Raw genomic sequence first — 24,119 nt, forward strand, 5'->3', positions numbered from 1 at the left:
GCTAGCGGACGCGGATGTCACTGGCAGCGGCGCTACCTCTCATATCCAAACCGAGGTCCACTGGCATCGACAGCCTCGAGGAGGTCGGCCAGCTCCTCGACCGAGAATTTCTCGATCTCGCGCCGTTCAACGAGCGCACGCATCCGCTCCAACTCGATGCCCGTGATTTCGACCGTGGCGTCGACCGACATGCCGCGCTGCCGCATACTGTCTAGGATCGACAGCGTGAGGTCGGCTTTGAGCGCCATAAGGGAGCGCACCATCACAGCCTCCTTCCCGGCGCAGATGCCTCATCATCGCCGTCACCTTCACAATCGCCAGTTGCCTTGTGCCTGGCCTCGGCGCTGATCCGATCAGCTTTCGACATCACTTCGTCGAAGTCGACACCGAGTCCGGCATCGAGCTGCGCGATACCCTCTTGTTCCTCCACAGTCCGCTCGGTATCCTGAATCAGCGCCTCAACCACCCGATCGAGCCTCTCCAAGCTCACCCCGTCCACGCGTCCATGCGTCACGATCCCGAACAGCGTATCCGCCGCCATGCCGACCAGATCCGCAGCCTCGGCCATGGACAGGCCGCGCTCATGGATGAGGGCGGCGATGGAGATGGCGGCGTCGGCTTTGACGAACCGGACGTCTGCGTCCGGAAAGCCGAGATCGCGGAAAATGTTGCCGCTGCTGCCCATCGGGAAGGAGTCGGCGTCGGGGTCGGGGATGATGATGTCATCCCGTACCCATCGATACGCGGTCCCTACCAGCCGCACGAAAGCCTGATCCGCCCGGTCGGCCGACACCCAGGAAGGATCGGCAGACAGCAGCCCACGCAGCTCGTCAACGGACAAGCCAGCACGGCGAGCGGCCTCGTCCTCGGCGATCCCCATCACTGTGATCTGCATCCGGGTCTGCGCTGCCAGATGCCTGAGCTTCTTCAAGTCGAGCCGTGCCTGTTCCGCCGGTGTATGCTCGAAGGGAGCGTTGCCCTGCTTGGCGATAAGAGCCACGGCTTCAGCGGGGCTGACGACACGGACCTCAGCGTCGCTGGCGTTCCACAGGCTATGAAAAGCAATCAGGGCGTAGCCCGGCTCGGGATCACCGACCAGACGGTACGGACGTCCGGACGCGGTTACGGCAGTCAGCCGGAAGGGATCGAATTCGACAAGCGGCGTCGACGTCCGGCGGATCTCCAGGTCCTCGCATCCGGCGAGGATCGGGCCGATGTGGCCGGCCATGAGCAGTGACCACCTCGAAAGGATTCGCTCACGCTTCCCAGCCATCAGTGCCAGCTCCCCTGCGGATTCCGCGGCAGCGCCAGCGCGAGGTCTGAAATGTCGGCCATCGCGACGTCATGGACGGTCAGGCCCCACATCCGGATGTGTTTGTGGATCATCTCCGCGGCGGCATCCGGATCGGCGGGACCGCGCAGCCTGTATGTCCGGCCACTTTCCGTTTTCGCGGTCATCGCCATCTCTTCGAATTCCACGATCGGCGAAGTGACGCGGGCAACGCCAGTGGCGGCGTGGACGCCGACGAGCCGAAATCCGACCAAGTTTTGCTGCATGACACCCCAGTGAGCGAGAATAACCTCGGGCTCGTCGCTTACGGATTTGACCATGATTTTCCCCCCGACGGCCATTCCGTCTCACCTCATATGAGCATTGTGGGAATAGTCGAAAGCCACAAGCCGCGGACGGAGGCCCGGCGTCGCCGCCTCGTCGAACGGGGGCTCGCCGAAACCCGTTTCGAACGGATTGGCTTTTTGCGTCCCGGCCATCGCCTGAAAATCGGCCTCAAGCGGATCGTTGTCGTTGGAGTGGCGAGTGGGTCGGCGGCGGTTCTTGGCTTGATCGAATCCAGTGATGAGCGACTGCGCCAACGGGCCAAAATTGGAGAAGACTGTCATCTGGTCGTGGTTCACCGCTTTCGGCGTGGTAACAAACACCGTGATGAAGCAGTCGGGGTCTTTCCACAACCCAAATTTCCATTGTCTCACCGTGTATCTCCGAGCATTTGCCGAGCACCGATTCAAAACCCTCGATTAATGGGGCTACATCGATCATGACGAAACCCCAAGCCGCTTCGGCACGTGGGAAGTCTCGACAATTTCCCCGATGTCCTTCCGCGTTTCCCGCGAGGCCCGCCAACGAATAGTATGGGCAGCCTCTCCGCAGGTGGGGCCGCGCCTGACGAGGATGTCGGCAACTCGTCCTTCCGACGACGGTGTTGTCGCCAGACAAGGATTGGAGACGGCTATGCAAGTCACTAGAGGTTTGACGGTCAAACCTGAGAATAGTTCTGCGCCCGGCGAGGCTTCGCAAAGACGCCTTCGGCTTCGTTGACGGGAAACCTTTGGGCGGAGCCGGTCGTCGCCTGATGCGGAGCCCTGAAGCCTACAGCCTTGGGTTTCGGGAACACGGCCACATCCAGATTCGAACCCTCTGGCGAGGGTGCAGGACTAGCACTGCCCCTCCTCCTGCTCTGACCTGAACGAACAGAACCGCGAAGCGGCACGGCTCTTTCTGTTTCATAGCAGGAGGCCTCCGTTGACGTTCGCCTCGCGGAGCCGATCCTCTCCCTCGGAGGAGCCTGCGACGGCGGAGCAGGACCGAGGCCCTTTCGGCCGTCAGGCCATGCGGATTCTCAACGCCGGACGGCCACTCGAAATCTGACCTGGATCGACCTCTATTATATTCTTTAAGGTATATCCCCCCACGAAAATGTGGACCCGGCTAGAACTCATCTCGCCAAATCGGGATTATTATGATGAGCAATCGGGAAAATCTGTAAACTTATTTGTCGTCTTGATGAGTTAAACTGCTATTGCTCATAAAGAAACTGACCTCAAATGAATTCAAAGACTTACGGGATCGGCCAATCCGCAGGCCTGCCCCCCCGGATCCGGCCTCTTGATGAGTCGAATTCCGACAGCTCACACCGCCTTATGATGAGTTGGAACGCGAAGACTCATCATAAGAATACATGTCCCTTTACAATGGGTTATGGCAATGAGGCGTGTTCCCGTTTGCTCATCATAATGCCTCATGATGAGCTGTTTTATCCGGCCTCATACAGTCGTCTTAATGAGCTGGAACCCACGGACTCATAAAAAGAATCGTGCAGGCCCTTGTAGTTCTCTCGGACTGAACTGAACATCGTCAGTAAGCAAATGCGAGGGGGAGCCAAATGCCAGTGACGATGACGGCCGATGGGCGAATGATAGCCGCCGTCAGGAAATCCAAGAACGCGCCTAGGGGCAAGGACCGCTCGGGCATCCAGGCTTCAGACCTGGTCGCGGCGATGACGGACCCGATGCAGGACCTGGTCCAGAATCCACGGGTCGAGAAGCCGCGGGTGATGATCGAAACGCTCCGCTTCCGGAACGACGTCCTGACGGCCAAGGACAAGGCGCTCTACGAAATGATGCTGGCCTATGCCCGCATGGACGGCATCGAGAAGCCCAGGCACAGCATCGCCGTGGCCGATCTCTCCAAGTTCGTCGACGTCAAGAACCTAGACCGTCTCGTCGAATCCCTTGAGCGCATCTCGGATGTCAAGGTGACCTACGACTTCGTTGAGGACGGAGAACGCTGCTGCAGCAAGCATCAGCTCATCGTGTCTGAGGTCAGGGAGCAGTTGAGCACGGGCGTGGCTCACCTGTCGTATTCGATCCCCGAGGCGATCCGCAAGGTCATCCTCGCCAGCCGCGACTACGCGATGCTGGAAATCAACGCCTTCTCGAAGTTCAAGTGCCGCTACACCTCCATGCTCTACCAGCGGCTGGCGTATCGCGCAGGCATGGATGCGGCGGTCCGCAAGCCGTGGGCCATCGAGCCGGCGAAGCTCGCCGAAGAACTCGGCTACCCCATGAAGAACTTCTCGTTCGGCGTATTCCGCCGCGACGTCCTGCTTCCGGCGCTGGCCGACATGGCTTCGCCGAATATCACCCGCTTCACTGTCAAGATGGACGCGCCGCGCGGGTCCGGCCGTGGCCGCAGCGTCAAGATGATCACCTTCCGGGTCACGGACACATGGAAGCGGATGGAAGAACGCAGGGCAGCCACGCTGTCGCCGCAGGGCATGAAAGCGATCAGGCAGGCGGACGCGACCCTCGGGCATGACGAACTGCCCTCAAACGCGGTCGTCGCAAGGGCGGTCACCGCGACAGGCATTGACGAGATCACACTGAGCGACGGCTGGCGTGCCGCATACGAGCGGGCGAAGGCCGATCCGAAGGGCGAGGCCTTTCCTGGACTCGAGAGCTGGATGCTGCTCGACGCCGTCAAGAAGAGCGGAGTGGGCGCCGGGTTCTACATGTTCGCCGAAGCCGCGGCCGAAGCCTCGGTGATCCCGACGAACAGGCTTCCGGTTAAGGCTGCGCCGGCCGCAGCCGAACAGGCTCCCGTCCGGACGGTCAGGACTCCCGAGGAGACGGAGGCGAGGCAGCGGGAGATCGCTGCCAAGTTTGCTGGCGACATCCTCGACCAACTCGCGGGCTTCCATTCCGGCCGCGAGTTCAAGGCAAGCTTCGCCGCCGACCATTTCGTCCGCCACTGCGACCACGAGATCGCCCCGTGGGCCTGTGCGGCGGACTACATGCAGGAGTTCAGCCTGCTGTCGAATGCGCTCCGGGCGCTGCGGCGCGTGGACGATGCCACGAGACGGCGGTCGCTGTCAAACTTGGCCTACGCCATTAAGGCATGGGACTTCTACAAGCTGACCCAGATCGCCGGGGCCGTCGTTAAGTCGTCGAAGGCCGGAACGGCGATGACCCCGCCGCCAGCGCCCGGCAGGATTCACAGGCTGAAAGGATTCATTCCGACCCGTCAGCTGACCGAGGCTTCAGCCGAATACGATTTTGTCGATCCGGCCTACGCCGCGGGCGCTGTGCAGTGGGACGATCGGGCGGAGGTCGACATGAGGCCGAGCGACGACGCATGTCCGTTCTGATGGAACGGATCCTTGACGCCGTGCATCAGAGCCCGCTATCGATCGTGAATAATTAGATCCTTGCCGCTATCGGTTGCAGGGACAGGAGTGAAGACCATGAGGTTCTCGACACGAATAGCCAGCTGACCGCCGCGCCCCCACCGGGGCGTTCCCGTCGCCGCTTATCGTTTCGAGAGGAATCCGCCATGGTCTACACGACCAAATTCTATACATCCGACACCCATTTTTCGCACCCGCTCATGCTGTCGCCGACCGCCTGCAACAGGCCGTTCGCGAACATCCGCGACATGGACGAAACCCTTATCGCTAGTTGGAACGCCGTCGTCCGCCCCGACGACATCGTTTATCATTTGGGCGATTTCTCGATGGGGCTGCACGATGCCAACCGCGTCGGCTCGATCTTCAAGCGCCTCCTGGGCCGGAAGTTCCTGATCCTTGGGAATCATGACTACGCCCGCCAGAACATCGTTCATCCCGTCATTGCGGGACTTGGCTGGGAGCAGCCACCGTGCCAGCAGCTCGAGACGATGGACGAAGGCCAGCGGGTCTTCATGAGCCACTACGCCTGCCGGACGTGGCCGGGCATCCGGAAAGGCGGATGGCACTTTTTCGGCCATAATCACGGCGACCTGCCGCCGCTCGGTCGTAGCCGCGACGTTGGCGTGGATTGCAAGGACGTCGGGTTTTCCCCGAGGACATTCAATGAGCTGACATCCGGCATGGACCTCGACAAGCATGGAGAGGCGGCATGAAGCTTTGGGTTCTTTCCGATCTGCATTCGGAATTCGACTCACCGATGCAGAAGGGCAACCTCGGCCGGATGCCTGACGCGGACGTGTGCGTGGTCGCTGGCGACGTCACGAACGGCTGCGGCAACGCGCTCCGCTGGCTGGACCGCATGATCGCGCCGGCGATGCCTGTGGTCTACGTGGCGGGCAACCACGAGTTCTATCAAGACTCCGTAATGGAAGGGCTGGAGTGGGCCCGTGTCCATGCCGCGGAATGCCCGAATGTTCACTTCCTGGAGAATGACGTCGCCGTCATCGGCGGCGTGCGGTTCCTCGGCTGCACCTTGTGGACGGACTACGCACTGGACGGCCGGGAGCGCACGGAGCGGGCATGGGCGATGGCGAACGCGGAAGGCAGGCTGAATGACCACAAGATCATCAGCTGGCGGCGGCTGCCCAGGTACGAGGCGTTCACGCCGCTCAAGGCGCTGGACCTCCACGAGCGTAGTCGGGATTTCCTGCGGCGCGAGCTGAAAACTCCTTTTGACGCTCAAACCGTCGTCGTCACGCACCATGCGCCGCACCCGCTGTCGGTGAATCCGAAGTGGAAGGGGTCGAGTCTTAACCCGGCGTTCGCCAGCGACCTGTCGGAGCTGATGGAACTGTATCGGCCGAGACTATGGGTGCACGGCCATATGCATGACAGCGCGGACTACTTTGTCAGGGACACACGGGTGATCTGTAACCCGAAGGGATACGGCAACGAGAATCCGGCGTTCGATCCGGCACTGGTTTTGGAGATTTGAGCCGCGCTGTAAAGTTTTCGCAAAAACTTTACGACCGCGTCGCTTTGAGAGATTTGACGATGACTGTCGAGACCGAGCACAGCCGAAAATACGATGCGATCCGGGCTGAATTTCCCGGCGTCGTGACGAAGGGCTTCGAATGCGATGTCGGCTGGCTCCCGATCCTTCGGGAGTTTTTCTCTGTCGTCAGGCGGATGATCCCAGCAGGCCGCGAGCGCGATTTCGTGTTGCTGCAGGTCAAAGAAAAACTGGCCGGGCTCCGCATCTACTTTCGCCTCGCTGACAGTCTGCCTGACGCGGCCAAGGCGGCCATTTACGATGACTATAGCGTCGCCGAAGCTCGTGCGGCCGTGACCTGTGAGGTCTGCGGCCAGCCCGGAGTTTTCCGTAGCCAGAACGGCTGGTTACTGACGCGCTGCGAGGACCACGCTGAGGGTGGCATTCCAGTGCCACCGCCGGAGGCCACGTAGTGACGGACCTTGACCTCAGCCAGCTACGGCTTCTTGGCGACGAAATTCGCGACCGCTACGGCGACGTCAGCTACGAGCCGCTGGCGGCGGTATCGGTGCTGTGGTCGGGATGGGAATGCGATAGCGTCGCGACCCTCGTCAGGCTGTCGGACGGTCGACGGGAAATCGTCTTTGTCGACGGAACAGGAATGCCAGGCGGACTGGGGCCGGAAGCGCTGCTCGAGGAGCGGATCGTGGCTTACGAGACGGCGATCCGAAAGACGCGGGCGTTCCTCGACCGCCTGCAAGCGGAGCGCGCGTTGGCTGTCCTTGACCGCTCACCTGACGTCTCGCCGGACGCTGGCGACGAGGTGCCGGAATGACTGCCTGGATTTGCATGGCGTGCAACGCGCACGGCGAGGGCGATGACCGCGCTGCTCGAAACGCCCCGACAGGCTGTCGGTATGGCTGTGCTGCGAGTGCTGGACCGAGGGGACTGGAGCACGGCCGGACGAGTGCCCGGCATGCGGACGCGCTGACAGCTGGTTTCAGACATCGACGGACCCGCAGGACCCGCGTCCCGCGCGCGCTCTGTTCGACGAGATGCTCGACGGGATCATCAGTCCGTCGTGGAGGCAGCATTGACCGAAGCTGAGGAACTGGCCGCCTTCGCCCGGCAACGCTTCGGCGACATCCTGACCGGTGCGACGTCGCCCGAGCAAATCGGTAGGCTGCTTGTCACCGTGTCGTTGGCTGGCCCGCGGCTTTGGACCGGGATCAGAATCCTGCGGAGTCTGGGCATTCTTATCGATAGCAGCGGAAGGCCGACATGACCGATGATCATGACGACGATGAACAGGCGCTGCGCTCGGCGCTGCTTGCCGCAATCTTGGATGGCATCGCCCGTCAAGGTAGGCCGCTCTCGGAAAAGCCTGAGATCACCGAGAGGACGCCCCTGTGGGCGCTGATGCGGGCGGCAGCCGCGGACATGACATCACGATCTGGATCGGGCCGCCGCGCAATAGACCTGGCAAAATCGCGGTTGTCAGATCAGACGGCAGGTGATCGGATTTCCGCTTTCTGACGGTCGTACTCATCGAGCACGGCGTCGGTCCATACTGGTGCACGGCCATGCCGATGTCGCTCGCGTGCGCATGGTCGTTCGCCACTTCCTTTGTGCATTCGTCCCGGTACACGGCTCGGACGTCCTCGGGCGTGGTTGTCGGCTGCGGCACCTGCGGCATCGATGGCGGGGCGACCCCGAGCAGCCTGCAGAACGCGGCAACGACGGTAAGGATCGCTCTGAGGATGGCCTCGACGGCTTCAAGTGCCAGACGGACGATGCCTTTCATTGGGCGAACTTCCTTTGGAATAACGTGTTGACAATTCTAGGGGAGTTATCATGCGTATTTTTAAGGTTAAATTTGTTTAGGATGCCTGCAAAAGCTTGCAAGTTGCAAATTGCACTTTGCAAGTTGTAAAATAAATTTGGACCAAGGCTTGTCATGATCGTCATTACCGACAACCATCTTCATATCGGCCGCACAATGCAGCCGACATTGAAGGAGGAAGCATCATGGAACCCATTGAAACGAAGACCATCGAGCTCGACGGCGACAGCTTCGAGAACCCGATCTTTTGCAGCCATAGGCGCGGCCGGAATTGGGTCGCCAAGCTGACCGGGAAGAACGCTGCCAACATGAGCAAGAGCTTTCTGAAATCGCGCGGCGAGACCGTCGACGTCGAATCCGTCGGGATCGCCGACGTTCTTGAGATTGCCGGGGATTACACAACCTCCGGCGGGCGATTTGATCCAAACCGCATCTACTGGCGCGTGGTCGAAAAGACTGACGACGAAATGACCGTCGAGGTCCACGCAAGTGCGGCGAAGGCTCTCAAGTCCGCGCGGCTAGCGGCGAGAGCCGCAGCAGAATCGGCGGTTGAGTCAATCGCCGCGTGAGCGGTGTCCCAGCCTATGCGGCGCAGGCCCCAAAGCGCGCCGCATATACGGGGACATCTCTCCGGCAACACGAGGAGGACTACATGACTGACACTGAACTTCGCTATCGTCGCATCGCGCTCTACGGCGCGATATCGATAGGGCTGCACGATTCCGAAGAGCTGCGATTGGACGCCACCGAAATTCCTAGCGGCGGCTGGACCGCTCGCAACGGCGACGAGGATGATCGACTCTATGGCCAGGCCGCTTTCGGCTACATCGTTGAGCGCATCGCAGACATGACGAGGTCGATCGACAACCGTTTTTCCCTGTACCGCGAAGAAGGCGGGAGCAGCGAGGAGGTACTGGGTGACGCAGTGCATGCGCTTGCCGTTATCCGCAAGCGGCAGATCGACGTCGACCGTCGGGCGGACAAAGCCCTGTGGAACTTCGGTGAGGCCTTCGACGCGGAAGCGCGGCCATCATGAGGGCCGCATCGCACCAGGAAATCCGCGACCATTTCGTAGAGGTCCGGGACCGTCTCAAGCGCAGCGGCTGGGATTCCAACCGCATCGCCGACGAACTCGGCGTAGCTCGGCAGACCAGCTACCAGTATGCTTTCCAGCCCGGGGCCAAGGGCACCAGGCTGATCCCGGCGGACAAGCTGGACAGGCTGCGCACCGCTGCTCGCGGGCAGTTTCCTTGGCTGACACGGGAGCAGCGCCTCTGGATCGTGCTCGGGCCGCAGCTGGAACTCCTGCTGGAGACGACGCAGCCAGGTTTCGGCGAGTCCTACGCGGCCCGCCACCGTGGCTCGTGCATGCCGGGCAAGGAAAACGTGAAGCCTGACTACCGACTTCCACCGGACGAGGCCCTGTGTGTCGAGTGGCTGGGTTGGCGGCATGGCGGGCTGGCTGCGAAAGCAGACGCCATGGCGGTCGCCGAGGTCGACGAATACCTCATCGAGCGGGTCGGATTGGAAAACACCGGCTGGCGGATCATGCCGACGGAGGCGCAGGTCGCGGCCCTTAGGGATATTCACGAGAGGAGATTTCGCGATGCTGCGTAAACCGACCCCACCACCGCGCGGCGGTCTCATACCTCCCCGCCGCGCGGAAAAGGCCGCGATCCCGATGACGGGCGAGGAGCCGATTCCGAAGAAGTGGCCGGATGTGGTCCATTGGCATCTCGAGGAAGGATCGCCGGAGGAAACCGAGATGAAGAAAGGGCGAGGAGTCGACGACATGGCTGGCAGACTTGATCTTTCAAAACTTCGGGACACCGGCGCTCTGGAGTGGGATCCTACAATCGAGTGGGACTATCGGAAAGAGGAGCTCTTATTGGCGGAAGTGATGGGAGGTCCGCTCCAGCTGGCGGTGGACAACTGGAACAGACGATTTGGCGAATGCATTCCCCCGACGGGCGCGGAAGAATGCGATCTTGACAAAAGGATCGAGGACGAAGTCTGGTTTTTACACCATCACGGCTATGGCGCTATGCAGAGTTTGGGTCCTGGCCGCCACCGCAGCGCGTCGGTCTATTGGCACGGCGAACCCCTACCGGCAGAGTTCGGCTACGAAGTGTACAGCCTCGATGACCTTTGCCATGCCGCCCAGCCTGCCGCTCAATATCACACAACCGGAGGGCGTGAACCGGGGGAATACGAAAAGGCTCGCGATCACGCAGAAAGCATCGGCGGAGTCGTCTTGCAACGATGCTTTGTATGGGCTGAAGACCGGGAGTTGCTCCATTGTGTGTACTTTTCCGAGAGCATCACTCCAAAGCACGCGTACGACGCTTTTATGCAAATGTACGACGACGGAACCGTGATCGCTCGCTTCATACCGTTGTTCAAAAAGATGATGGGGCGTGAGCATCGCAATGTCGAAGCAATCGCTGACAGAACGTTTGAACATTACCAACGTCTCGGTGAAATTTCATTCTATTTAACCGAAGTGCATGAGTGGAAAGCTGCTCGGGACAGCAGGGTCGCGCTAGGTAAGGGTTGGTAGTGTGCTGCGAGTTCTCGCGGCTCTTCGACCAGCCTGGGGCCGGCGGCCGAGCAGTCGGCTTATGTGTCGTTGGCCGCGACAGCGCGGCCACCTTGGATGCGAACAGCATCGCTCGGGGCTTTGTCCACCGTAAGCGCGTAGCCGAAGCCGTTCAGGGGTTGTAGTCCCATGGCATGAGCTGGTGGATCTGGGAGATGGACCAGAGATTGGCGATGCGGCCATCCTGATCGACACGCTGTCGCGGCGCGGCCTCAAGGCGTCGGAGATTGCAGGCATGATCCGCAGGACGGCCGGTCGGTGGAGATACGGAAATGCAGCCTCGGCGTTGCCGGCCCCGTTTCGCGGCGAAGCAGAATCCAGCCGGAAGCTGGCGGCCGTGCTTGTGCTGCCGTCTCAGCTTCCAATCCCAAGGAATCCACAACCGCATCTGCCTGATTTGCGAGGACTCGGATCTGTGGGACTGAGTTAGATCCCTGCCAGGGATGCTTGCGGAAACCTTGCTGGGAGGCGTCGACGCCGTGCCTTCCGCCGGCTAACTGTCGGCTCAAGGAGATCGATAATGTCACATCAGCAGCACCGTAGCGTCCCGTGTCCGGCCACAGGCACGGCCATGCAGTTCGCCGCCCTCGCCACGGTCGGAGCAAGCGTCATCGCGAACGCGCATGGGGCTGGTCTCGCCGCGATGAAGGAAGCACGGGAGCGCCGCGCAAACGGCCTCTGGTCCGCCCGCCTCATCAACGCGCAGCGTTCGTCGGCGGAAGCCCTCGCTGTCGCGCGATCCGCCGTCTACCGCGTCCAGGAACTCGAAGCCGAAGTCGCCAAGTTGCGCCGCTCGGTCGCCTCCCGTGACGCGCTGATCCGGGGCATCTCCGCCAATGGGTGAGGACGACGACCTGTACGAACGTTTTAGGGACTTGCTTCAGGAAACGCCGGAGGCGGAAGACGCGCTTCGAGCGTATCGAAAGAAACCGGCAATGGCCGTGGTCGCCGAGCGGCTGCGGGAGAAAAACCAGACGGCGCTCGACGAAACCTATGAATGGTGGTCCGAGCGCCGCCGGCAGGGAAAGCAGCCGCACGGGGAAGACTGACTTTCCGGTTGGCGCATAAACCACGAACTCCTATTCGTTCGAGGAAATCAGGCGGCCCGTCGAAACAGCATGCCGGAAGGAGCTTCGCCTTCGGGAACGAGACCAGGCTCCGGCTTTCCGGCTGGTTTCGTCCCGCTGACCAGAGAACGCACCCAGCCCCGCTTGACCGGAGGCACGCCGACAAGCCCGGTCTTTTCACCGAGAGCCCACCGTCCGCAGCGTTCCGGTCCCGCGTTGGCGAGACGGGCAAGCTGGTCGGGTGTCAGCGTCAACAAGGCTACCGAGACACGCGCCGGGACGGAACCGACGTCGAACGCGTCCCTGTATTCGCGGTCGCCAGCCGCGTAGGCATGGACATGACCTCCGAGCGAACGGACCGAGATCATGGATTCAGGGGCCGTAGCCGCATCGAGCTGCTCCCGCAGTTTTGCAGCCTGACTGTCAACCTCATCGGCGAAGTCATCGGTCGCCGGAGGCAGCGGCGTGTCTTGCTGGCCCGTGAGCCAACGCAGGAAGTCGCCAGGAAGCTGGACTAGTCCGCCGATGATCTGCCGTATGGCCTTGAGGATTACCTTAAGCATCCGTCCCTCCCGTGCACTGGGAGGAGAATATTTTGTTTACATGCAAGCGACAAACTCCTTGGCGACAAGGAGGTTGTCAAAAAGGTTTGGCGACATGGCAATCTTTGAGCCCTTTTGCTGACTACGATGCGTGGGTCTTGCGCGTGAAGCCTTCCAGGCCCTCGCTGATTTCGGACAACCCACCTCTGATTGTCTTTTCAACTGCCTCTCGTTTTTTGGGGGACAACATACCTAGCCCTATCTGGATCGCCTCACGCCAGCTTTGCCCCCTGCCCCACGCCTCCGAAAACACCACTGCAAGATCGTCCTGGCGGCGCGTGGCCTCCAGCGCCTCCACAAGAAGGCTGGCCTGGTAGACATCTTTCTCGCGCTTGGCGACGCCGTTTGCATCCGATTGTCGACGAGAGGCAACAATCAGCTTGTGTACGGCGTACCGTTCGGGTGATGGCACAACCACAGGCACCCCTGAACGATGCAGCAGCACTGTTCTAATGGGTTGATGGATCAGGAAATCGAGAAATCGTAGCGGCTGTGCAGATGCTCCGCCCAAAGACGGCATTGGGCTTGCATGATCGGCATAGTCATCGGAACCGCGGTTTGGAGTCAGGAACTCCACCTTGTATCGCGCGGCGTTCTCATACTGCGTTACGCGCATGCGATCGGATCGATGGGGGATCTCACGAAAGGTCGGGTCGATCTCCCTCAGGACATCCAGGATAGGAGGCAGGCTGTCGTCAACGGCCGACGAGATTGAATAGTGCTGCGCGAAATCGGCATCACCCGTCTGCAACGATCCTCCCGGCAACCGTACACCCAGATACCCGGCGTAGCTCTGGAACGCGACCGTACCAACGAGAACCCCCCGCAGTCGAAAGATTCCGGCTTTCCCCAGCGCCTGGACGATATCACCGGTGAATTTCTCCGGTTCGGTCAGTCCAGCTTCGCGAACGAGTGTAGACACCAGTTTCCGACGACTTCGAAGGTCATCCTTGATCTCACGGAAGGCCCCTACCCTCTTCGCGATCTCGGGGTCGTCGGCGGGGCCGACGTAGCGCCTCGTCTTCTTCGGCTGTGTTTCTTCGAAATACCAGTAAATACGTTCTTTGACTGGAACCCGAACGAAATTGCCCGTCGTCGGGAAATCGGACTCGAACGAAGCATCAAGGGATCGTTGGACGAGTTCGGCAAACATTGTTCGATAAGCGAGATCCACCGTCCTCATATGCGACTCCATTATAAGAGGAACACGGTTCTCTTATAACTGCCCGTCGACTGATAGTGCAAGCGAAGTTATAAGAAAAATACGAAAATCTTATAACGCAAAGGCAACGTCGGGATAATTAAGCGCTCCTTCAGCCGGCCGATGCAAACCGACCGCTCGCACCTTTACCGACGATGAACATCCAGCGGCCGAGTATCGCGATACACGGACCTTTCCGCAAAGACAGACATCTGAAATCGCTTAAGCACCGTCGCGATACGGTCTATGCGCATGGGAACGGCCTCAAGCCTCCTTCACACAGAGTCCGGACGGCGGTCGACGCGGACAGCGGGCTGATCATCCACCACGATGTGACGGATGAGGTAATCGACATGCGCCAACTCCATCCAATGGCCAAAGGTCAAGTGTCGCCTCGGCCGATGCTGCGTGAGTTCAGCGCACGGTGCAAGACATTCACCGAGTTCAATCGGCGCCGGTAACGCTCGGGTCAACGTAGCCTCGCCGTCGCTTTGCGCGCTCAAGCCGGATGAATGCGTCATCGATCTCTTGCGGCTCATCAAAGGTCTCGACTTTGATCTGGCCGTTCGTTCCGATCCGTCCCCAGTTGCGGATGAGCGATGCACCGCCGAACAGCGTCGGCTGGATCGAGAGCGAATAGAACCGCGCCATGTTGCGTGCGGCGTCGATACGGCGAAGATAAGCCGGTCTTGTCTCGTAGTTGTGCATGGACCGTGTCTCGCTCTCGAAGGAAGCAGCGTCCAACGAGTTCGATGAATCGATCTCAGCCAAATGATTCATAACGCTGATGGATTGCCATCAAGGCGGCTGCCCGAAGGGCCGCCGTCGGCGTTTCCCGCGCCGAAGCGGAGGGGCTGAACGCGCAATCCAAACTGCGCCGAAGAGAAGCCCCGGAGCTTCCATGGGAAAAAAGGACCCGGCTAGCCAAATTTCTTAACTCACTTTTCCACTCCGCCGAAAATCCTTTGGCGAAGCCCGAAATTTCGGCGCTCGATCCGACATGTCTATCCCGATCTTCGACGGGTTTGGGCGCCGCGCGCTGCTCACATTTTCGTCCGGAGCGAAAGCCCGACACCACCATGCTCGCGGACCAATATTCCGTCCTGACACTTGGCGCGTTCGTCGATGGCTACCTGCTGAACCGAGACGACGACGGCCTGATGAACGCAGCCCCCTCCCCTCTCAGAGCTATCAGCTGGAATGCCTTGCGTGGCTTCTTCAAGGGAAGACGAATGATGACATCGCCGCCTTACGGAATATCTGACGTCGCGCGGTCGAGTTTCAGCTGCAGAACATACGGCAGAAGCTCAACGTCGTGACCACATACCAGGCCCTCGGCATCGCGATAAAGCGCAAGTGGATATGAGATCCCGGATGTCCGCAGATCATGATGTCGTTGTCGGACGCCATCAGCCGCCATCGTCTGGCAGGACGATGGCCTTTATGGAGTATTTCCAGAAACGGTTTGCGATGGTCGAAAGGCAGGCCAGCCTGCGGATCATCGCGATTGCGTCGGCTCATCACCGTCTCAATTACATCCACCCGTTTCCAGACGGCAACGGCCGCGTCAGTCGGCTGATGTCTCACGCCATGGCGCTCAAGGCCGGGATCGGCGGCAATGGCCTGTGGTCGATATCTCGTGGTCTCGCTCGTGGCCTGAAAGATCGGGGCGAATACAAGCGTACGATGGATCACGCCGACAGTCCCAGACAGGGCGATCGCGACGGACGGGCAAATCTTTTGGAATCGGCACTCAAGGATTTCGTCGAATGGTTCCTGACGATCGGGCTCGCTACCGCGCCCTGGTGCAAGATATCGTCGACGACAAACGCGCGCCTGATCTGGTGGCGGCGGTATTGCGGCACGGTAGGCTGCCCGGTGGCGAGGCCAATTTCGTGCTGAAGACATCCGAGCGCACGGCACGGAACGGAACACCCTGTCACATCTCGTCGACCGCGGTTTCCTGAAATCTGAGACTCCGAAGGCACCAGTGCGGATCGCTTTTCCTCTCGATTTCAGGGAGCGGCTGTTTCCCAATCTTTTCACCGATGCCGAAGTCAATGTCCCTGGACCGCCCCGTTGTCTTTCAGATGAGTGGAATTTCAGGAAATTGGGAAGATCTGGTGCGATCGGATCGCCGACCATACCGGCAAGCAACGGCCCCGCCTCCTGACCGGGTAGCAGATGCAAGCGGCGCTCCTTGATATCACGCAGTCGGGCCGCGAAGCGGTAACCGAAGAACGGCATCAGTCCGAGCACATGGTCGGACGCGCCGCCCGTATCTGTAAAATGCTCTTCGATTGACAGCCCGGTCTGGTGGTACAGCAAACCATCGAGAACATAGGGGGCCTGCCTGCGGTCGCGTCGATCACGCAAGGGGCGACCGGATCATACTGATCCGAGATATGGGTATCCGAGAACTGGGCGTAGAAAGATCTGCCCAGTCCGTAGCCTTCGCGCGTTGATGTCGCCGATCGCGACACCGCGCTCCCAGCAAGGAAATGCCGACCGTCGCTCGACGAGCTGATGCCGCTGTCCCATAATCCGGCGAGCACTATCGCGCGATGCGTCGAACAATCGCCCCAGCGCCTCGATAGGCAGCCTCGCTGTTCAATTATGCTGGTTCATGCCGGAATTACATCACTTTGACAAAGGGCGGCATTGAGATCAAATCGAAGTCAGGTTGTCCGCGGACAACTCGGCTCCTCTGACCCGCCGTGACCATCTTGGTTAAACGTTTGTAAATTCTTTACGAATCGGACCATATTGTAACTGCGCAGTTTGGTTGAAATCTGCATTAATTGCGCAGTTCGAGGTTCGACGATGTTACAGACAAAAATCCAAGGCGGAGAGCAGGAACACCTGCCATCGATTTTATCGGCGGATTCACTCGAATTGTCGCGGCAGCTTCAACTGCATCAACAGAAGATTTTCCCGCCGACGTCCCAGAAGACGATCCGGCATTTCACGCCTGCCGAAGCGGCTTACTATATCGGGATCGGCGAGGGCTATTTGAGACAAGTAGCTTCGGACGGACATGGGCCCGAACCGCTGGCCAATGGGCGCCGCGTCTACTCGCCCGATGATATGGAAAACATCCGTCGGTCGCTGGACGAGAAGAACGGGTCACCAAAGTACGCTCCTGTCCGTCGCGCTGGGGAGAAGCTTCAGGTTATTGCCGTAATGAATTTCAAAGGCGGCTCGGCAAAGACAACGACTTCTGCGCATCTCGCACAGTATCTTGCGTTGCGCGGCTATCGGACTCTCGCCATCGATCTCGATCCTCAGGCCTCGTTGTCCGCTCTTTTTGGACACCAGCCTGAACTGGATGTCGGAGAGGGCGAAACCCTCTACGGAGCAATCCGTTACGAAGATCCGCGACCGATCGCTGAAATTGTCAGGGCTACATACACGCGGAACCTTCACATTTTGCCGGGCAATCTCGAGCTGATGGAGTTCGAGCATGAGACACCGAGAGCGATCACCTCGGGAACTGCCGAATCCATGTTTTTTGCCCGGATTGGCGAGGTTTTGACAGACATCGAAAGCCTCTATGATGTCGTAATCATCGACTGTCCGCCTCAGCTTGGTTTTCTGACGATGTCGGCGTTGTGTGCAGCAACGTCAGTGCTGATCACCGTGCATCCGCAGATGCTGGACGTGATGTCGATGAGCCAGTTCCTGGCGATGACGAGCGAAATGATGGCCGTTGTCGAAAGGGCAGGAGGCCGAACCAGCTATGATTGGATGCGTTATCTTGTTACCCGCTATGAGCCCAACGACGGTCCTCAAAGCCAAATGACAGGGTTCATGCGGGCCATCTTCGGGAACCGGATGCTTCACAATCATATGCTGAAGTCGACTGCGATATCGGACGCGGGTGTTACCAAGCAGACGCTTTACGAGGTTGAGCGGGCGCAGTTCACGCGCGGCACCTATGACAGAGCGATGGAATCCCTGAACGCGGTGAACTCCGAGATTGAAGGGCTGCTGAGAGCGACCTGGGGGAGGAGATAATGTCCCGCAAAAATCTCATAGAGGTTTCATCTTCGGAAGGGGCCCTGACGCCAATGACATCAGTCAGGCCAATTGCGGGCTTTGTCGCTCCCGCGACTCGCGGTGCTCCCGTCGGTGGCATCACGAAAACCCTTGGCAACATCACGCAGAAGTTCGAACGGGCCCAGGACATCGAGAAGCAGCTGGCGCAAGGCCAGACAATTGTGGAACTCGATCCAGCCTTCGTTGATGGGTCGTTCATCAGAGATCGGCTCGGCATTGATTCCGTAGGGCTGGCCGAACTTGTCAGCCAAATCCGAGATCACGGACAACAGGTGCCGATCTTGGTCCGACCGCATCCGGAAACCAATGGCCGATATCAGGTAGCCTATGGCCACCGCAGACTAGCAGCGGTTAGAGAATTGCGCCTCCGCGTTCGAGCCGTGATCCGCGATCTTTCTGATGACCAGCTTGTTGTCAGTCAGGGGCAGGAAAACAACGCTCGGACGAATCTTTCGTACATCGAGAGAGCGTTGTTTGCTGTGCGTCTCGAAGACCGTTCGTTCTCCCGTGAGGTCATCATGGCAGCGCTAAATGTGGACAAGGCTGCTCTGTCCAAGATGATATCGGTTGTCCGGGAGATACCAATCGGGCTGATAGAGGCGATTGGAGCCGCGCCGGAAGTCGGCCGCCGGAGATGGATGGAATTCGCGGAAACGCTGCCAAAGGCGAAAATTGACATGACGGCGCTCTTGGTCTCGTTGTCCGCGGACAACTCAAGTGATCAACGCTTTCAAAAGGCTGCCGACACTATCAAAAACCGACTTGTCCAGCCTAAGGGGCAGGCCTCCCAACCTTGGGCGCCCACGGACAAATCGGTTAGCGTAATCGTGAAAACCACCGCGAAGAGGGCCACCGTTACCCTAGAGGCCGCGAACGGGCCGCGCTTCGCCAAATATATCGCAGGACGGCTGGATGACCTCTACGAGGCCTTCCTAAAGTCCACCAACGCAACCACTGGAGAGTAGAAACCGCAAAAGAAAAAGGCCCCCGAGCGACTTTCGTCGTGGAAGCCCTTCTCCGTAGTAGCTGACTGAGAATCGCATTTCCCCGAATCACTGTCAAGAGTCGTTGGCGCCGTTTCGGCGGGCAGGGTTCTTTTGCCTTATTGAAGGCGAAGGAAGAAATGGAAACGGGTATTGCAACGACGCCCTTTGGGCGGCGGCCGATGTCGCTTGCCCTAGTGCAAGTGAATACGGCATCGCGAGAGATTCCTGAAGGAGCTCTCGTCGAAAAATGGCAGGTCTATCGCTGGCTGTGTGAAGGCAAGACCATCGTGGGCGTGGGAGATCGCGCACTGGCCGTGCTGAGCGGGCTCTTGTCCTTCTATCCGGACGACCAGATCAGCGAGGAAAACGGCCTGATGGTATTTCCGTCGAATGCGCAGCTATCGCTGCGTGCGCACGGCATGGCCGATTCCACGCTGCGAAGAAACCTGGCGGAATTGGTCAGTTGCGGTCTGATCATCCGTCGCGACAGCCCGAACGGTAAAAGGTTTGCTCGCAAGGGAAAGGGCGGAGCCGTCGAGGAAGCCTTCGGGTTCTCGTTGGCGCCGTTGCTGACGCGGGCCGCGGAGTTTCAGCATGCGGCCGAGCAGGTCCGTGCCGACATCCGGGTGCTCAAATTGATGCGGGAGCGGATCACGCTCCATCGCCGTGACATACACAAGCTTGTCGAGGCTGCGATCGAGGAAGGCGCTCCTGGGGACTGGGGAGCTATCTGGCTGCGTTTTAGGGCCATCGTGGATGCGATTCCGAGACGAGCAGGTTTGCCAGAACTGGAGTGGATCGTCGCGGATATGACAGCACTCCATGATGAAGTGGATATGTTGCTGGAAAGTTTCATGAAATCCACGAATCCAAGCGCCAATGAGTCCCAAAATGAGCGGCAGCAATCTGATTCAAACACAGACTCCACTTTTGTATTTGAACCGGCTTTAGAGAAAAGCTGCGCGGCGGTCGAACCAAGACCTGCACCCGACGGGAAGCCGAAAAGCTATCCGATAGGGCTTGTGCTGAAAGCCTGCCCCGAAATTGCTGATTATGCCGTGGACGGGATTAGAAACTGGCGCGATTTGATGATCACCGCGGCGCAGGTGCGGGGCTACCTGGGCGTTTCGCCTTCGGCGTATGAGGAGGCTTGCCATACAATGGGCCAGGAGGTTGCAGCGATCGTGATTGCCTGCATCCTCCAACGGGCGCAGCACATCAACTCGGCTGGCGGCTATCTGCGGGTGCTGACCGAAAAGGCGAGGGCAGGGGAGTTCTCTGTCGGGCCGATGCTGATGGCCGCGCTTAAGGCCAACGGCTCGACCGTGAGAATGACCGGATGAATCGGCGGAAGCATGGCCAGGCTGTTTCTGTGCATAGCGCTCGTCGACTTCGACCGAGGAGGCAAGGCCGGCGTTGACATTCGAGCTAAACCAAACCATATCATAGCCCATTGGGTTACAGAAACGATATGCAGACCATCGCCGAGGTACCGTTATTCATCAAGCAAGCTTCGGAGCTTTTCACCTAGGATGAGCGGAAAGAGCTGATCGATTTTCTAGCCGCCAATCCGCTGGTTGGCGATGAAATTCCAGCGACAGGCGGCGTTCGCAAGGTTCGATTTGGCGCGAAGGGCAAAGGCAAGCGGGGCGGAGCGCGAGTGATCTACTATTGGTACAGTGACGATGCCCCGATTTACGCCCTTCTGGCTTACGGCAAGAACGAAAAGACGGATTTCAAGCCTGAAAAGGCCAAGGCAGTTGCAGCGTTTGCGAAGGCGATAAAGGCCGCGAACATGAGCGAGATGACGAAATTCGGTGCGGATCTGATCCAGGCCATGTCTGAGGCTCCGGCACATGCGCAAGGCAAGGACGTTCCCGGCATTCGGGTGACTGCTGTGGATGCCGGTACAGTTGACGCGAAGGCGATCCGCAAGAAGCTTGACCTTACTCAGGACGAAATGGCCACTGTGCTCGGTACAAGCCCTTCCGGGTACAAGAAATGGGAGCAAGGAAAGCGGCAACCCAGTGGCGCTGCTCGGACCTTGCTCCGCATCATGGAGAAAGAGCCCGAAGCGGTCTTGCGAGCTCTGTCAACCGACAAATCTGCCGAGGAAAATCGTACCGTCGCTGCATCTCACTGAAATTGGGCGAGGGAGGGGGCTTTTCGCCCGGTCTACAGCCCGCTCGCCTTGGTGAGGTTGACGCGGAACCTGTCTCTGCGGCGCTGATAGCGGCGGGTCATTTCAGCGGAGGCATGGCCGAGTTGCTTCTGCACATAGCGCTCATCGACCTCGGCCGAGGAGGCAAGGCCGGCGCGCAAGGAGTGGCCAGAGAATTTTGTTGCGCGATCGCCTTCGGGCAGGTCGCCGCGAACATCAGAGGCAAGCGCCGTGCGCTTGACCAGCCGCGCCACTTCCTGGTCGTTCAGCCGCTCGGCGCCCACTTTTTTGCCTTGCCCTGCCACCCTGCGAAAGAGGGGACCGTGGCCGATCCTGGAAAATTTGAGCCAGGTCTGCAGCGCGGCAACGGGGCAGGTGCTGTCGCCCGACCCGCGGCCGATCTCGACCTCACGCCAGCCGGTCTTGCCCCGCAACGTTACGAGCACACCCTTGTCGGGGAAAAAATCAATCCAGCCGCGGCCGTCCTCGGTTTGATCCCTGGCAATGTCGAGACCGACAATTTCCGAGCGGCGCAGGCCACCAGTGAAGCCAAGCAACAGCATGGCTCGGTCGCGCAGGCCACGCAGCGTGCCGCGGTCGAGCGTTTCGAGCATGGCAATGAGATCCTCAGGCAGGATCGCCTCCTTCTGCACCGGCGGTTTTGCATGGCTGTTGCGAATGCCGGCCAGCACGGTGGCGATGTGCCGGTCTTTTCTATCCAACGGCTGGCCACGCTGTGTATAATTCCAGGTCAGGGATGAGAGACGGCGCTCGATCGTTGCCACGGATTTTTTATCCTTACCAAATCCCGAAGCCTGCGCCGTGATGTAGAGGCCAACGGTCTGTGGGTCAGGTGGAAACACCGACAAATTCTGGCGGCGGGCCCATGCGCTAAAATGCTTCCAGTCGGCAGCATAGGCACGGCGGGTGTTGGCGGAACTCGCTGCCTCGACGTACTTTCGCGCATGACCGGCGAGTTGTTCCAGATGCGCCGGTATACGATTTGACGGCGTGATCGGCTGGGGAGGGGAGGGCGTCCCGTCCGACGTCTGGTCGTCGGATCGGCCCATAGCCATGACGACGTCGACGATATCGGGCAGATCGCTGCCGAGACCATCGTCGGCGATCGCGCTCTCGGACTCGGCCGACAGCTGGGTGGCGGGAACACCGTTTCCAAATGCCGTGCTGTGGGACGGTGCTGAGGTCGGCTCGACGTGATTTTCGGGTTTCTGCTCGCTGAAAATGGCCATTTTGGCAGCCTACGTAATGACGAACGATAATGCAACATTATCATTCGTCATGGCTCGGCGACAGCCTGTGCGTTTTGATGCGAAATCGATGGCATAAAGCGCACCCGTATTTTACGCTCCAGACCATGATTCGCCTCAACCCCGCCACCGCCAGCCCTACCGCGCCACCGATCGTTCCGGCCTGGGCGCTGGCCACTGGCGGCGCGCCGAGCGACGCCGATGCAGCCTTCCAGGCCGGCGCCGCCCTGGGTGCGCTCGACAGCCTCGCCCGCGCGCAGCCGGGCTGGGCCGGCGCGTGGCGCCAGCGGCTGGCACTTCGCTGTGCCGCCGCCAGCATGCGACTGGCCGGCCGCGCCGAGGACGAAGCCGCGCTGCGCGATGCCTGGCATCTGTGCTCGACCGGCGCCGATCCCGGCCCCGCCGGCGCTATTTTTGGTGTGTGGCGGCAGCTGACGCTGCGATCGCCCGTGGCCAGCGCGGAACAGATGGCCAAGGTGGTTGAGATGCTCGGGCTAGCCTTTGATGACGAAGCTCTCTCAGATCTTTGTGCGGCGATCGACGATCAGGTCCGCGCCGGCAAGTCGGCGCCGTTCGCCGCGGCCGCGATCGTCGCCCGCGTCGTCGCGGTACGGCCCGATGCCGAGCTTTTGGCCTGGTGGCTCGCCGACCTGGTGCTGGCGCAAAGCCTGCGCTGGCCACGGCCGCTGCCGCTGTTGATGGCGCAGACTTATGGACCAGTCTTCCGCGCCGAGGCCGGCGGCGGCAAGCGCATCCGACCCGGGGAAGAAGGTTTTGAACGGGCGGTCTGCCTGGCGCTGGTTCAAGCGGCGGCCGATGCCTGTCGGCTGGCTGCGGAGCTGTCGCGCCGCGCCGAAAAGCTCCTGACGGTGGCGCCGAAACTGCGTGCCAAAGGCGCCGGCGACGTGATTTTTCTGCTGCTCAACGAAGACGCCGTCTCCGGTTCGCTGACGACGAAAAGCCTGTCGCGTTTCGCCGCACGGCGCCTGTTCGAGCGGCTGCAACAGCTCGAGGCGGTGCGCGAGCTGTCTGGCCGTTCCTCTTTCCGGCTGTTTGGGCTGTAGCGATGAGCGAAGCCTCCGCCCGCCGCAAGCCAAGCGATCAGCCGGCACTGCTTGACACCGAGCTCGAGCACCTGCCGTCGGAACTGCGCTGGCGCGAGTGGATGGGCCGGGTCGAAGCGGTGATCTTTGCAGCAAGCGAACCGGTGACACGTAGTGTCCTCGCGCGCGTGGTCGGCAAAAACTGCAATCTCGAGCTGGTCATCGACGACATCCGCGCCGAGCTCGCCGGCCGCCCCTACGAGCTGGTCGCGGTCGCCGGCGGCTGGCAGCACCGGACCAAAAAAGCCTTTGCCGACGTTATCCGCAGTGCATTCGGCTCAGCCGGCCAGGAGGCGAAGGAATTATCGCAGGCGGAGGCGCTTGTCTTGATGTGCATTGCCTATTTCCAGCCGATCACGCGTGGCGAGCTGTCGAGCTTTTTCGGCAAGGAGGTGTCACGCGACCTGATCGGCGTGCTGCGCGGGCAGGAGCTGATCGCGTCGGGGCCGCGCAGCCCCACTCAAGGCGCGCCCTACACCTATGTGACGACGAAGAATTTTCTGTCGCAGTTCGGGCTCGACACGCTGCGCCAGCTGCCGGATTTCGAGGCACTCGAGGACGCCGGGCTGCTGTCGAAGGAGAAGCTGGTGGCCCGGGATATTCCGACCGGATTGGCGAACGGGGAGAGCGACGGGGAAGAGTCAAAGACAGAGGTCGTTGAAAATGGAATGCCGTCAGCGGTGGTCTCTGGATCTCGTCCCCAGGGACAGGTCCCAATCCAACACCAGGATGATTGATCCTGCGCCAGGCGAAACA

General features: G+C 60.2%; 28 protein-coding genes and 1 pseudogene. 19 read left to right on the plus strand and 10 right to left on the minus strand.

Going from position 1 to position 24,119, the window contains the following annotated elements; translation table 11 throughout:
- Positions 1–32: 32 nt before the first annotated feature.
- Genes LB556_RS24120 through LB556_RS24135 form a run of 4 tightly spaced genes read right to left on the minus strand, consistent with a single transcriptional unit; the run spans position 33 to position 1,989 of the window.
- Complete coding sequence (locus tag LB556_RS24120) at positions 33–263, minus strand: hypothetical protein (RefSeq protein ID WP_224570098.1); 231 nt, start codon at positions 261–263, stop codon at positions 33–35.
- On the minus strand, positions 263–1,228 hold the full coding sequence (locus LB556_RS24125) for an XRE family transcriptional regulator (protein WP_224570099.1): 966 nt from the start codon (positions 1,226–1,228) through the stop codon (positions 263–265). The genes LB556_RS24120 and LB556_RS24125 overlap by 1 nt, the downstream gene beginning before the upstream one ends.
- 44 nt (positions 1,229–1,272) lie before the next feature.
- The gene (locus LB556_RS24130; RefSeq protein ID WP_224570100.1) at positions 1,273–1,632 is read right to left on the minus strand and encodes a hypothetical protein; all 360 of its coding nucleotides are present in this window, start codon (positions 1,630–1,632) and stop codon (positions 1,273–1,275) included.
- 6 nt (positions 1,633–1,638) lie between these two features.
- Positions 1,639–1,989: a hypothetical protein gene (locus tag LB556_RS24135; protein WP_224570101.1), complete on the minus strand. Its 351-nt coding sequence runs from the start codon at positions 1,987–1,989 to the stop codon at positions 1,639–1,641.
- Between the two features lie 1,361 nt (positions 1,990–3,350).
- Between LB556_RS24135 and LB556_RS24140 the strand changes: the two genes are divergently transcribed.
- The 6 genes from LB556_RS24140 to LB556_RS24165 all read left to right on the plus strand — a co-directional run bounded on the left by LB556_RS24140 (position 3,351) and on the right by LB556_RS24165 (position 7,759).
- Positions 3,351–4,943: a replication initiation protein gene (locus LB556_RS24140; protein WP_224570167.1), complete on the plus strand. Its 1,593-nt coding sequence runs from the start codon at positions 3,351–3,353 to the stop codon at positions 4,941–4,943.
- Between the two features lie 185 nt (positions 4,944–5,128).
- Positions 5,129–5,695, plus strand: a complete 567-nt coding sequence (locus LB556_RS24145; RefSeq protein ID WP_224570102.1) for a metallophosphoesterase — start codon at positions 5,129–5,131, stop codon at positions 5,693–5,695.
- Complete coding sequence (locus LB556_RS24150; protein WP_224570103.1) at positions 5,692–6,477, plus strand: metallophosphoesterase; 786 nt, start codon at positions 5,692–5,694, stop codon at positions 6,475–6,477. Before LB556_RS24145 ends, LB556_RS24150 begins: the two co-directional genes overlap by 4 nt.
- 59 nt (positions 6,478–6,536) lie before the next feature.
- The gene (locus LB556_RS24155; protein WP_224570104.1) at positions 6,537–6,947 is read left to right on the plus strand and encodes a hypothetical protein; all 411 of its coding nucleotides are present in this window, start codon (positions 6,537–6,539) and stop codon (positions 6,945–6,947) included.
- Positions 6,947–7,309, plus strand: coding sequence for a hypothetical protein (locus LB556_RS24160; RefSeq protein WP_224570105.1), 363 nt, complete (start codon positions 6,947–6,949; stop codon positions 7,307–7,309). The genes LB556_RS24155 and LB556_RS24160 overlap by 1 nt, the downstream gene beginning before the upstream one ends.
- A 258-nt stretch (positions 7,310–7,567) precedes the next feature.
- Positions 7,568–7,759: a hypothetical protein gene (locus LB556_RS24165; protein WP_224570106.1), complete on the plus strand. Its 192-nt coding sequence runs from the start codon at positions 7,568–7,570 to the stop codon at positions 7,757–7,759.
- A gap of 105 nt (positions 7,760–7,864) precedes the next feature.
- On the opposite strand, the gene LB556_RS24170 is transcribed toward LB556_RS24165, so the two are convergent.
- A complete protein-coding gene (locus tag LB556_RS24170; RefSeq protein ID WP_224570107.1) occupies positions 7,865–8,278 on the minus strand; it encodes a hypothetical protein in 414 nt (137 codons plus the stop codon).
- Positions 8,279–8,502: 224 nt separating this feature from the next.
- Here LB556_RS24170 and LB556_RS24175 point away from each other — a divergent pair, with 224 nt between their 5' ends.
- The 6 genes from LB556_RS24175 (at position 8,503) to LB556_RS24200 (ending at position 11,965) form a co-directional block, all read left to right on the plus strand.
- A complete protein-coding gene (locus LB556_RS24175; RefSeq protein ID WP_224570108.1) occupies positions 8,503–8,886 on the plus strand; it encodes a hypothetical protein in 384 nt (127 codons plus the stop codon).
- 83 nt (positions 8,887–8,969) lie between these two features.
- Entirely contained in the window at positions 8,970–9,353 is a 384-nt protein-coding gene (locus LB556_RS24180; RefSeq protein WP_224570109.1) for a hypothetical protein, read from the plus strand.
- On the plus strand, positions 9,350–9,934 hold the full coding sequence (locus LB556_RS24185) for a hypothetical protein (protein ID WP_224570110.1): 585 nt from the start codon (positions 9,350–9,352) through the stop codon (positions 9,932–9,934). Before LB556_RS24180 ends, LB556_RS24185 begins: the two co-directional genes overlap by 4 nt.
- A complete protein-coding gene (locus LB556_RS24190; protein ID WP_224570111.1) occupies positions 9,924–10,877 on the plus strand; it encodes a hypothetical protein in 954 nt (317 codons plus the stop codon). Before LB556_RS24185 ends, LB556_RS24190 begins: the two co-directional genes overlap by 11 nt.
- 559 nt (positions 10,878–11,436) lie before the next feature.
- Entirely contained in the window at positions 11,437–11,760 is a 324-nt protein-coding gene (locus tag LB556_RS24195; protein ID WP_224570112.1) for a hypothetical protein, read from the plus strand.
- Positions 11,753–11,965: a hypothetical protein gene (locus tag LB556_RS24200; RefSeq protein WP_224570113.1), complete on the plus strand. Its 213-nt coding sequence runs from the start codon at positions 11,753–11,755 to the stop codon at positions 11,963–11,965. Before LB556_RS24195 ends, LB556_RS24200 begins: the two co-directional genes overlap by 8 nt.
- A 47-nt stretch (positions 11,966–12,012) precedes the next feature.
- Here LB556_RS24200 and LB556_RS24205 read toward each other — a convergent pair whose 3' ends face one another.
- From LB556_RS24205 to LB556_RS24215, 3 genes are all read right to left on the minus strand, one after another.
- On the minus strand, positions 12,013–12,546 hold the full coding sequence (locus LB556_RS24205) for a hypothetical protein (RefSeq protein WP_224570114.1): 534 nt from the start codon (positions 12,544–12,546) through the stop codon (positions 12,013–12,015).
- 121 nt (positions 12,547–12,667) lie between these two features.
- Complete coding sequence (locus LB556_RS24210) at positions 12,668–13,768, minus strand: GSU2403 family nucleotidyltransferase fold protein (RefSeq protein ID WP_224570115.1); 1,101 nt, start codon at positions 13,766–13,768, stop codon at positions 12,668–12,670.
- A gap of 462 nt (positions 13,769–14,230) precedes the next feature.
- Positions 14,231–14,494 (minus strand): WGR domain-containing protein, encoded by a 264-nt coding sequence (locus LB556_RS24215; protein ID WP_224570116.1) that lies wholly within the window; start codon positions 14,492–14,494, stop codon positions 14,231–14,233.
- Positions 14,495–15,256: 762 nt separating this feature from the next.
- Between LB556_RS24215 and LB556_RS24220 the strand changes: the two genes are divergently transcribed.
- Positions 15,257–15,688, plus strand: a complete 432-nt coding sequence (locus tag LB556_RS24220) for a Fic family protein (RefSeq protein WP_411908612.1) — start codon at positions 15,257–15,259, stop codon at positions 15,686–15,688.
- Positions 15,689–15,904: 216 nt separating this feature from the next.
- Here the strand turns inward: LB556_RS24220 and LB556_RS32080 are convergent.
- Positions 15,905–16,394: pseudogene (locus tag LB556_RS32080) on the minus strand (Tn3 family transposase); the annotation flags it as partial.
- Positions 16,395–16,609: 215 nt separating this feature from the next.
- On the opposite strand from LB556_RS32080, the gene repA reads away from it, so the two are divergent.
- The 4 genes from repA to LB556_RS24250 all read left to right on the plus strand — a co-directional run bounded on the left by repA (position 16,610) and on the right by LB556_RS24250 (position 20,974).
- Positions 16,610–17,803: a plasmid partitioning protein RepA gene (repA, locus tag LB556_RS24230; protein WP_224570117.1), complete on the plus strand. Its 1,194-nt coding sequence runs from the start codon at positions 16,610–16,612 to the stop codon at positions 17,801–17,803.
- Positions 17,803–18,810, plus strand: coding sequence for a plasmid partitioning protein RepB (gene repB / locus LB556_RS24235; RefSeq protein WP_224570118.1), 1,008 nt, complete (start codon positions 17,803–17,805; stop codon positions 18,808–18,810). The genes repA and repB overlap by 1 nt, the downstream gene beginning before the upstream one ends.
- Before the next feature lie 158 nt (positions 18,811–18,968).
- Positions 18,969–20,174 (plus strand): plasmid replication protein RepC, encoded by a 1,206-nt coding sequence (gene repC, locus LB556_RS24240; RefSeq protein WP_224570169.1) that lies wholly within the window; start codon positions 18,969–18,971, stop codon positions 20,172–20,174.
- Between the two features lie 245 nt (positions 20,175–20,419).
- Positions 20,420–20,974 carry a helix-turn-helix domain-containing protein gene (locus tag LB556_RS24250; RefSeq protein ID WP_224570170.1) on the plus strand — a complete coding sequence of 185 codons (555 nt, stop codon included), beginning with the start codon at positions 20,420–20,422 and terminating at the stop codon, positions 20,972–20,974.
- A 32-nt stretch (positions 20,975–21,006) separates the two neighbouring features.
- On the opposite strand, the gene LB556_RS24255 is transcribed toward LB556_RS24250, so the two are convergent.
- Complete coding sequence (locus LB556_RS24255) at positions 21,007–22,242, minus strand: site-specific integrase (protein WP_224570119.1); 1,236 nt, start codon at positions 22,240–22,242, stop codon at positions 21,007–21,009.
- A gap of 125 nt (positions 22,243–22,367) precedes the next feature.
- Between LB556_RS24255 and LB556_RS24260 the strand changes: the two genes are divergently transcribed.
- Both LB556_RS24260 and scpB read left to right on the plus strand, forming a co-directional pair.
- On the plus strand, positions 22,368–23,324 hold the full coding sequence (locus LB556_RS24260; protein ID WP_224570120.1) for a DUF1403 family protein: 957 nt from the start codon (positions 22,368–22,370) through the stop codon (positions 23,322–23,324).
- A gap of 2 nt (positions 23,325–23,326) precedes the next feature.
- Entirely contained in the window at positions 23,327–24,100 is a 774-nt protein-coding gene (gene scpB / locus LB556_RS24265; protein WP_224570121.1) for an SMC-Scp complex subunit ScpB, read from the plus strand.
- Positions 24,101–24,119: the final 19 nt, after the last annotated feature.

Origin of the sequence: Mesorhizobium sp. ES1-4, assembly GCF_020164745.1 — a bacterium.
Taxonomy (GTDB): domain Bacteria; phylum Pseudomonadota; class Alphaproteobacteria; order Rhizobiales; family Rhizobiaceae; genus Mesorhizobium.

Excerpts from the sequence above, each read along its gene's own strand:
- LB556_RS24120 (WP_224570098.1), bottom strand. The coding sequence starts at position 263 with ATGGTGCGCTCCCTTATGGCGCTCAAAGCCGACCTCACGCTGTCGATC.
- LB556_RS24125 (WP_224570099.1), bottom strand. The coding sequence starts at position 1,228 with ATGGCCGGCCACATCGGCCCGATCCTCGCCGGATGCGAGGACCTGGAG.
- LB556_RS24130 (WP_224570100.1), bottom strand. The coding sequence starts at position 1,632 with ATGGCCGTCGGGGGGAAAATCATGGTCAAATCCGTAAGCGACGAGCCC.
- LB556_RS24140 (WP_224570167.1), top strand. The coding sequence starts at position 3,351 with ATGATCGAAACGCTCCGCTTCCGGAACGACGTCCTGACGGCCAAGGAC.
- LB556_RS24145 (WP_224570102.1), top strand. The coding sequence starts at position 5,129 with ATGGTCTACACGACCAAATTCTATACATCCGACACCCATTTTTCGCAC.
- LB556_RS24150 (WP_224570103.1), top strand. The coding sequence starts at position 5,692 with ATGAAGCTTTGGGTTCTTTCCGATCTGCATTCGGAATTCGACTCACCG.
- LB556_RS24155 (WP_224570104.1), top strand. The coding sequence starts at position 6,537 with ATGACTGTCGAGACCGAGCACAGCCGAAAATACGATGCGATCCGGGCT.
- LB556_RS24170 (WP_224570107.1), bottom strand. The coding sequence starts at position 8,278 with ATGAAAGGCATCGTCCGTCTGGCACTTGAAGCCGTCGAGGCCATCCTC.
- LB556_RS24175 (WP_224570108.1), top strand. The coding sequence starts at position 8,503 with ATGGAACCCATTGAAACGAAGACCATCGAGCTCGACGGCGACAGCTTC.
- LB556_RS24180 (WP_224570109.1), top strand. The coding sequence starts at position 8,970 with ATGACTGACACTGAACTTCGCTATCGTCGCATCGCGCTCTACGGCGCG.
- LB556_RS24185 (WP_224570110.1), top strand. The coding sequence starts at position 9,350 with ATGAGGGCCGCATCGCACCAGGAAATCCGCGACCATTTCGTAGAGGTC.
- LB556_RS24190 (WP_224570111.1), top strand. The coding sequence starts at position 9,924 with ATGCTGCGTAAACCGACCCCACCACCGCGCGGCGGTCTCATACCTCCC.
- LB556_RS24195 (WP_224570112.1), top strand. The coding sequence starts at position 11,437 with ATGTCACATCAGCAGCACCGTAGCGTCCCGTGTCCGGCCACAGGCACG.
- LB556_RS24200 (WP_224570113.1), top strand. The coding sequence starts at position 11,753 with ATGGGTGAGGACGACGACCTGTACGAACGTTTTAGGGACTTGCTTCAG.
- LB556_RS24205 (WP_224570114.1), bottom strand. The coding sequence starts at position 12,546 with ATGCTTAAGGTAATCCTCAAGGCCATACGGCAGATCATCGGCGGACTA.
- LB556_RS24210 (WP_224570115.1), bottom strand. The coding sequence starts at position 13,768 with ATGAGGACGGTGGATCTCGCTTATCGAACAATGTTTGCCGAACTCGTC.
- LB556_RS24215 (WP_224570116.1), bottom strand. The coding sequence starts at position 14,494 with ATGCACAACTACGAGACAAGACCGGCTTATCTTCGCCGTATCGACGCC.
- LB556_RS24220 (WP_411908612.1), top strand. The coding sequence starts at position 15,257 with ATGGTCGAAAGGCAGGCCAGCCTGCGGATCATCGCGATTGCGTCGGCT.
- repA (WP_224570117.1), top strand. The coding sequence starts at position 16,610 with ATGTTACAGACAAAAATCCAAGGCGGAGAGCAGGAACACCTGCCATCG.
- repB (WP_224570118.1), top strand. The coding sequence starts at position 17,803 with ATGTCCCGCAAAAATCTCATAGAGGTTTCATCTTCGGAAGGGGCCCTG.
- repC (WP_224570169.1), top strand. The coding sequence starts at position 18,969 with ATGGAAACGGGTATTGCAACGACGCCCTTTGGGCGGCGGCCGATGTCG.
- LB556_RS24255 (WP_224570119.1), bottom strand. The coding sequence starts at position 22,242 with ATGGCCATTTTCAGCGAGCAGAAACCCGAAAATCACGTCGAGCCGACC.
- LB556_RS24260 (WP_224570120.1), top strand. The coding sequence starts at position 22,368 with ATGATTCGCCTCAACCCCGCCACCGCCAGCCCTACCGCGCCACCGATC.
- scpB (WP_224570121.1), top strand. The coding sequence starts at position 23,327 with ATGAGCGAAGCCTCCGCCCGCCGCAAGCCAAGCGATCAGCCGGCACTG.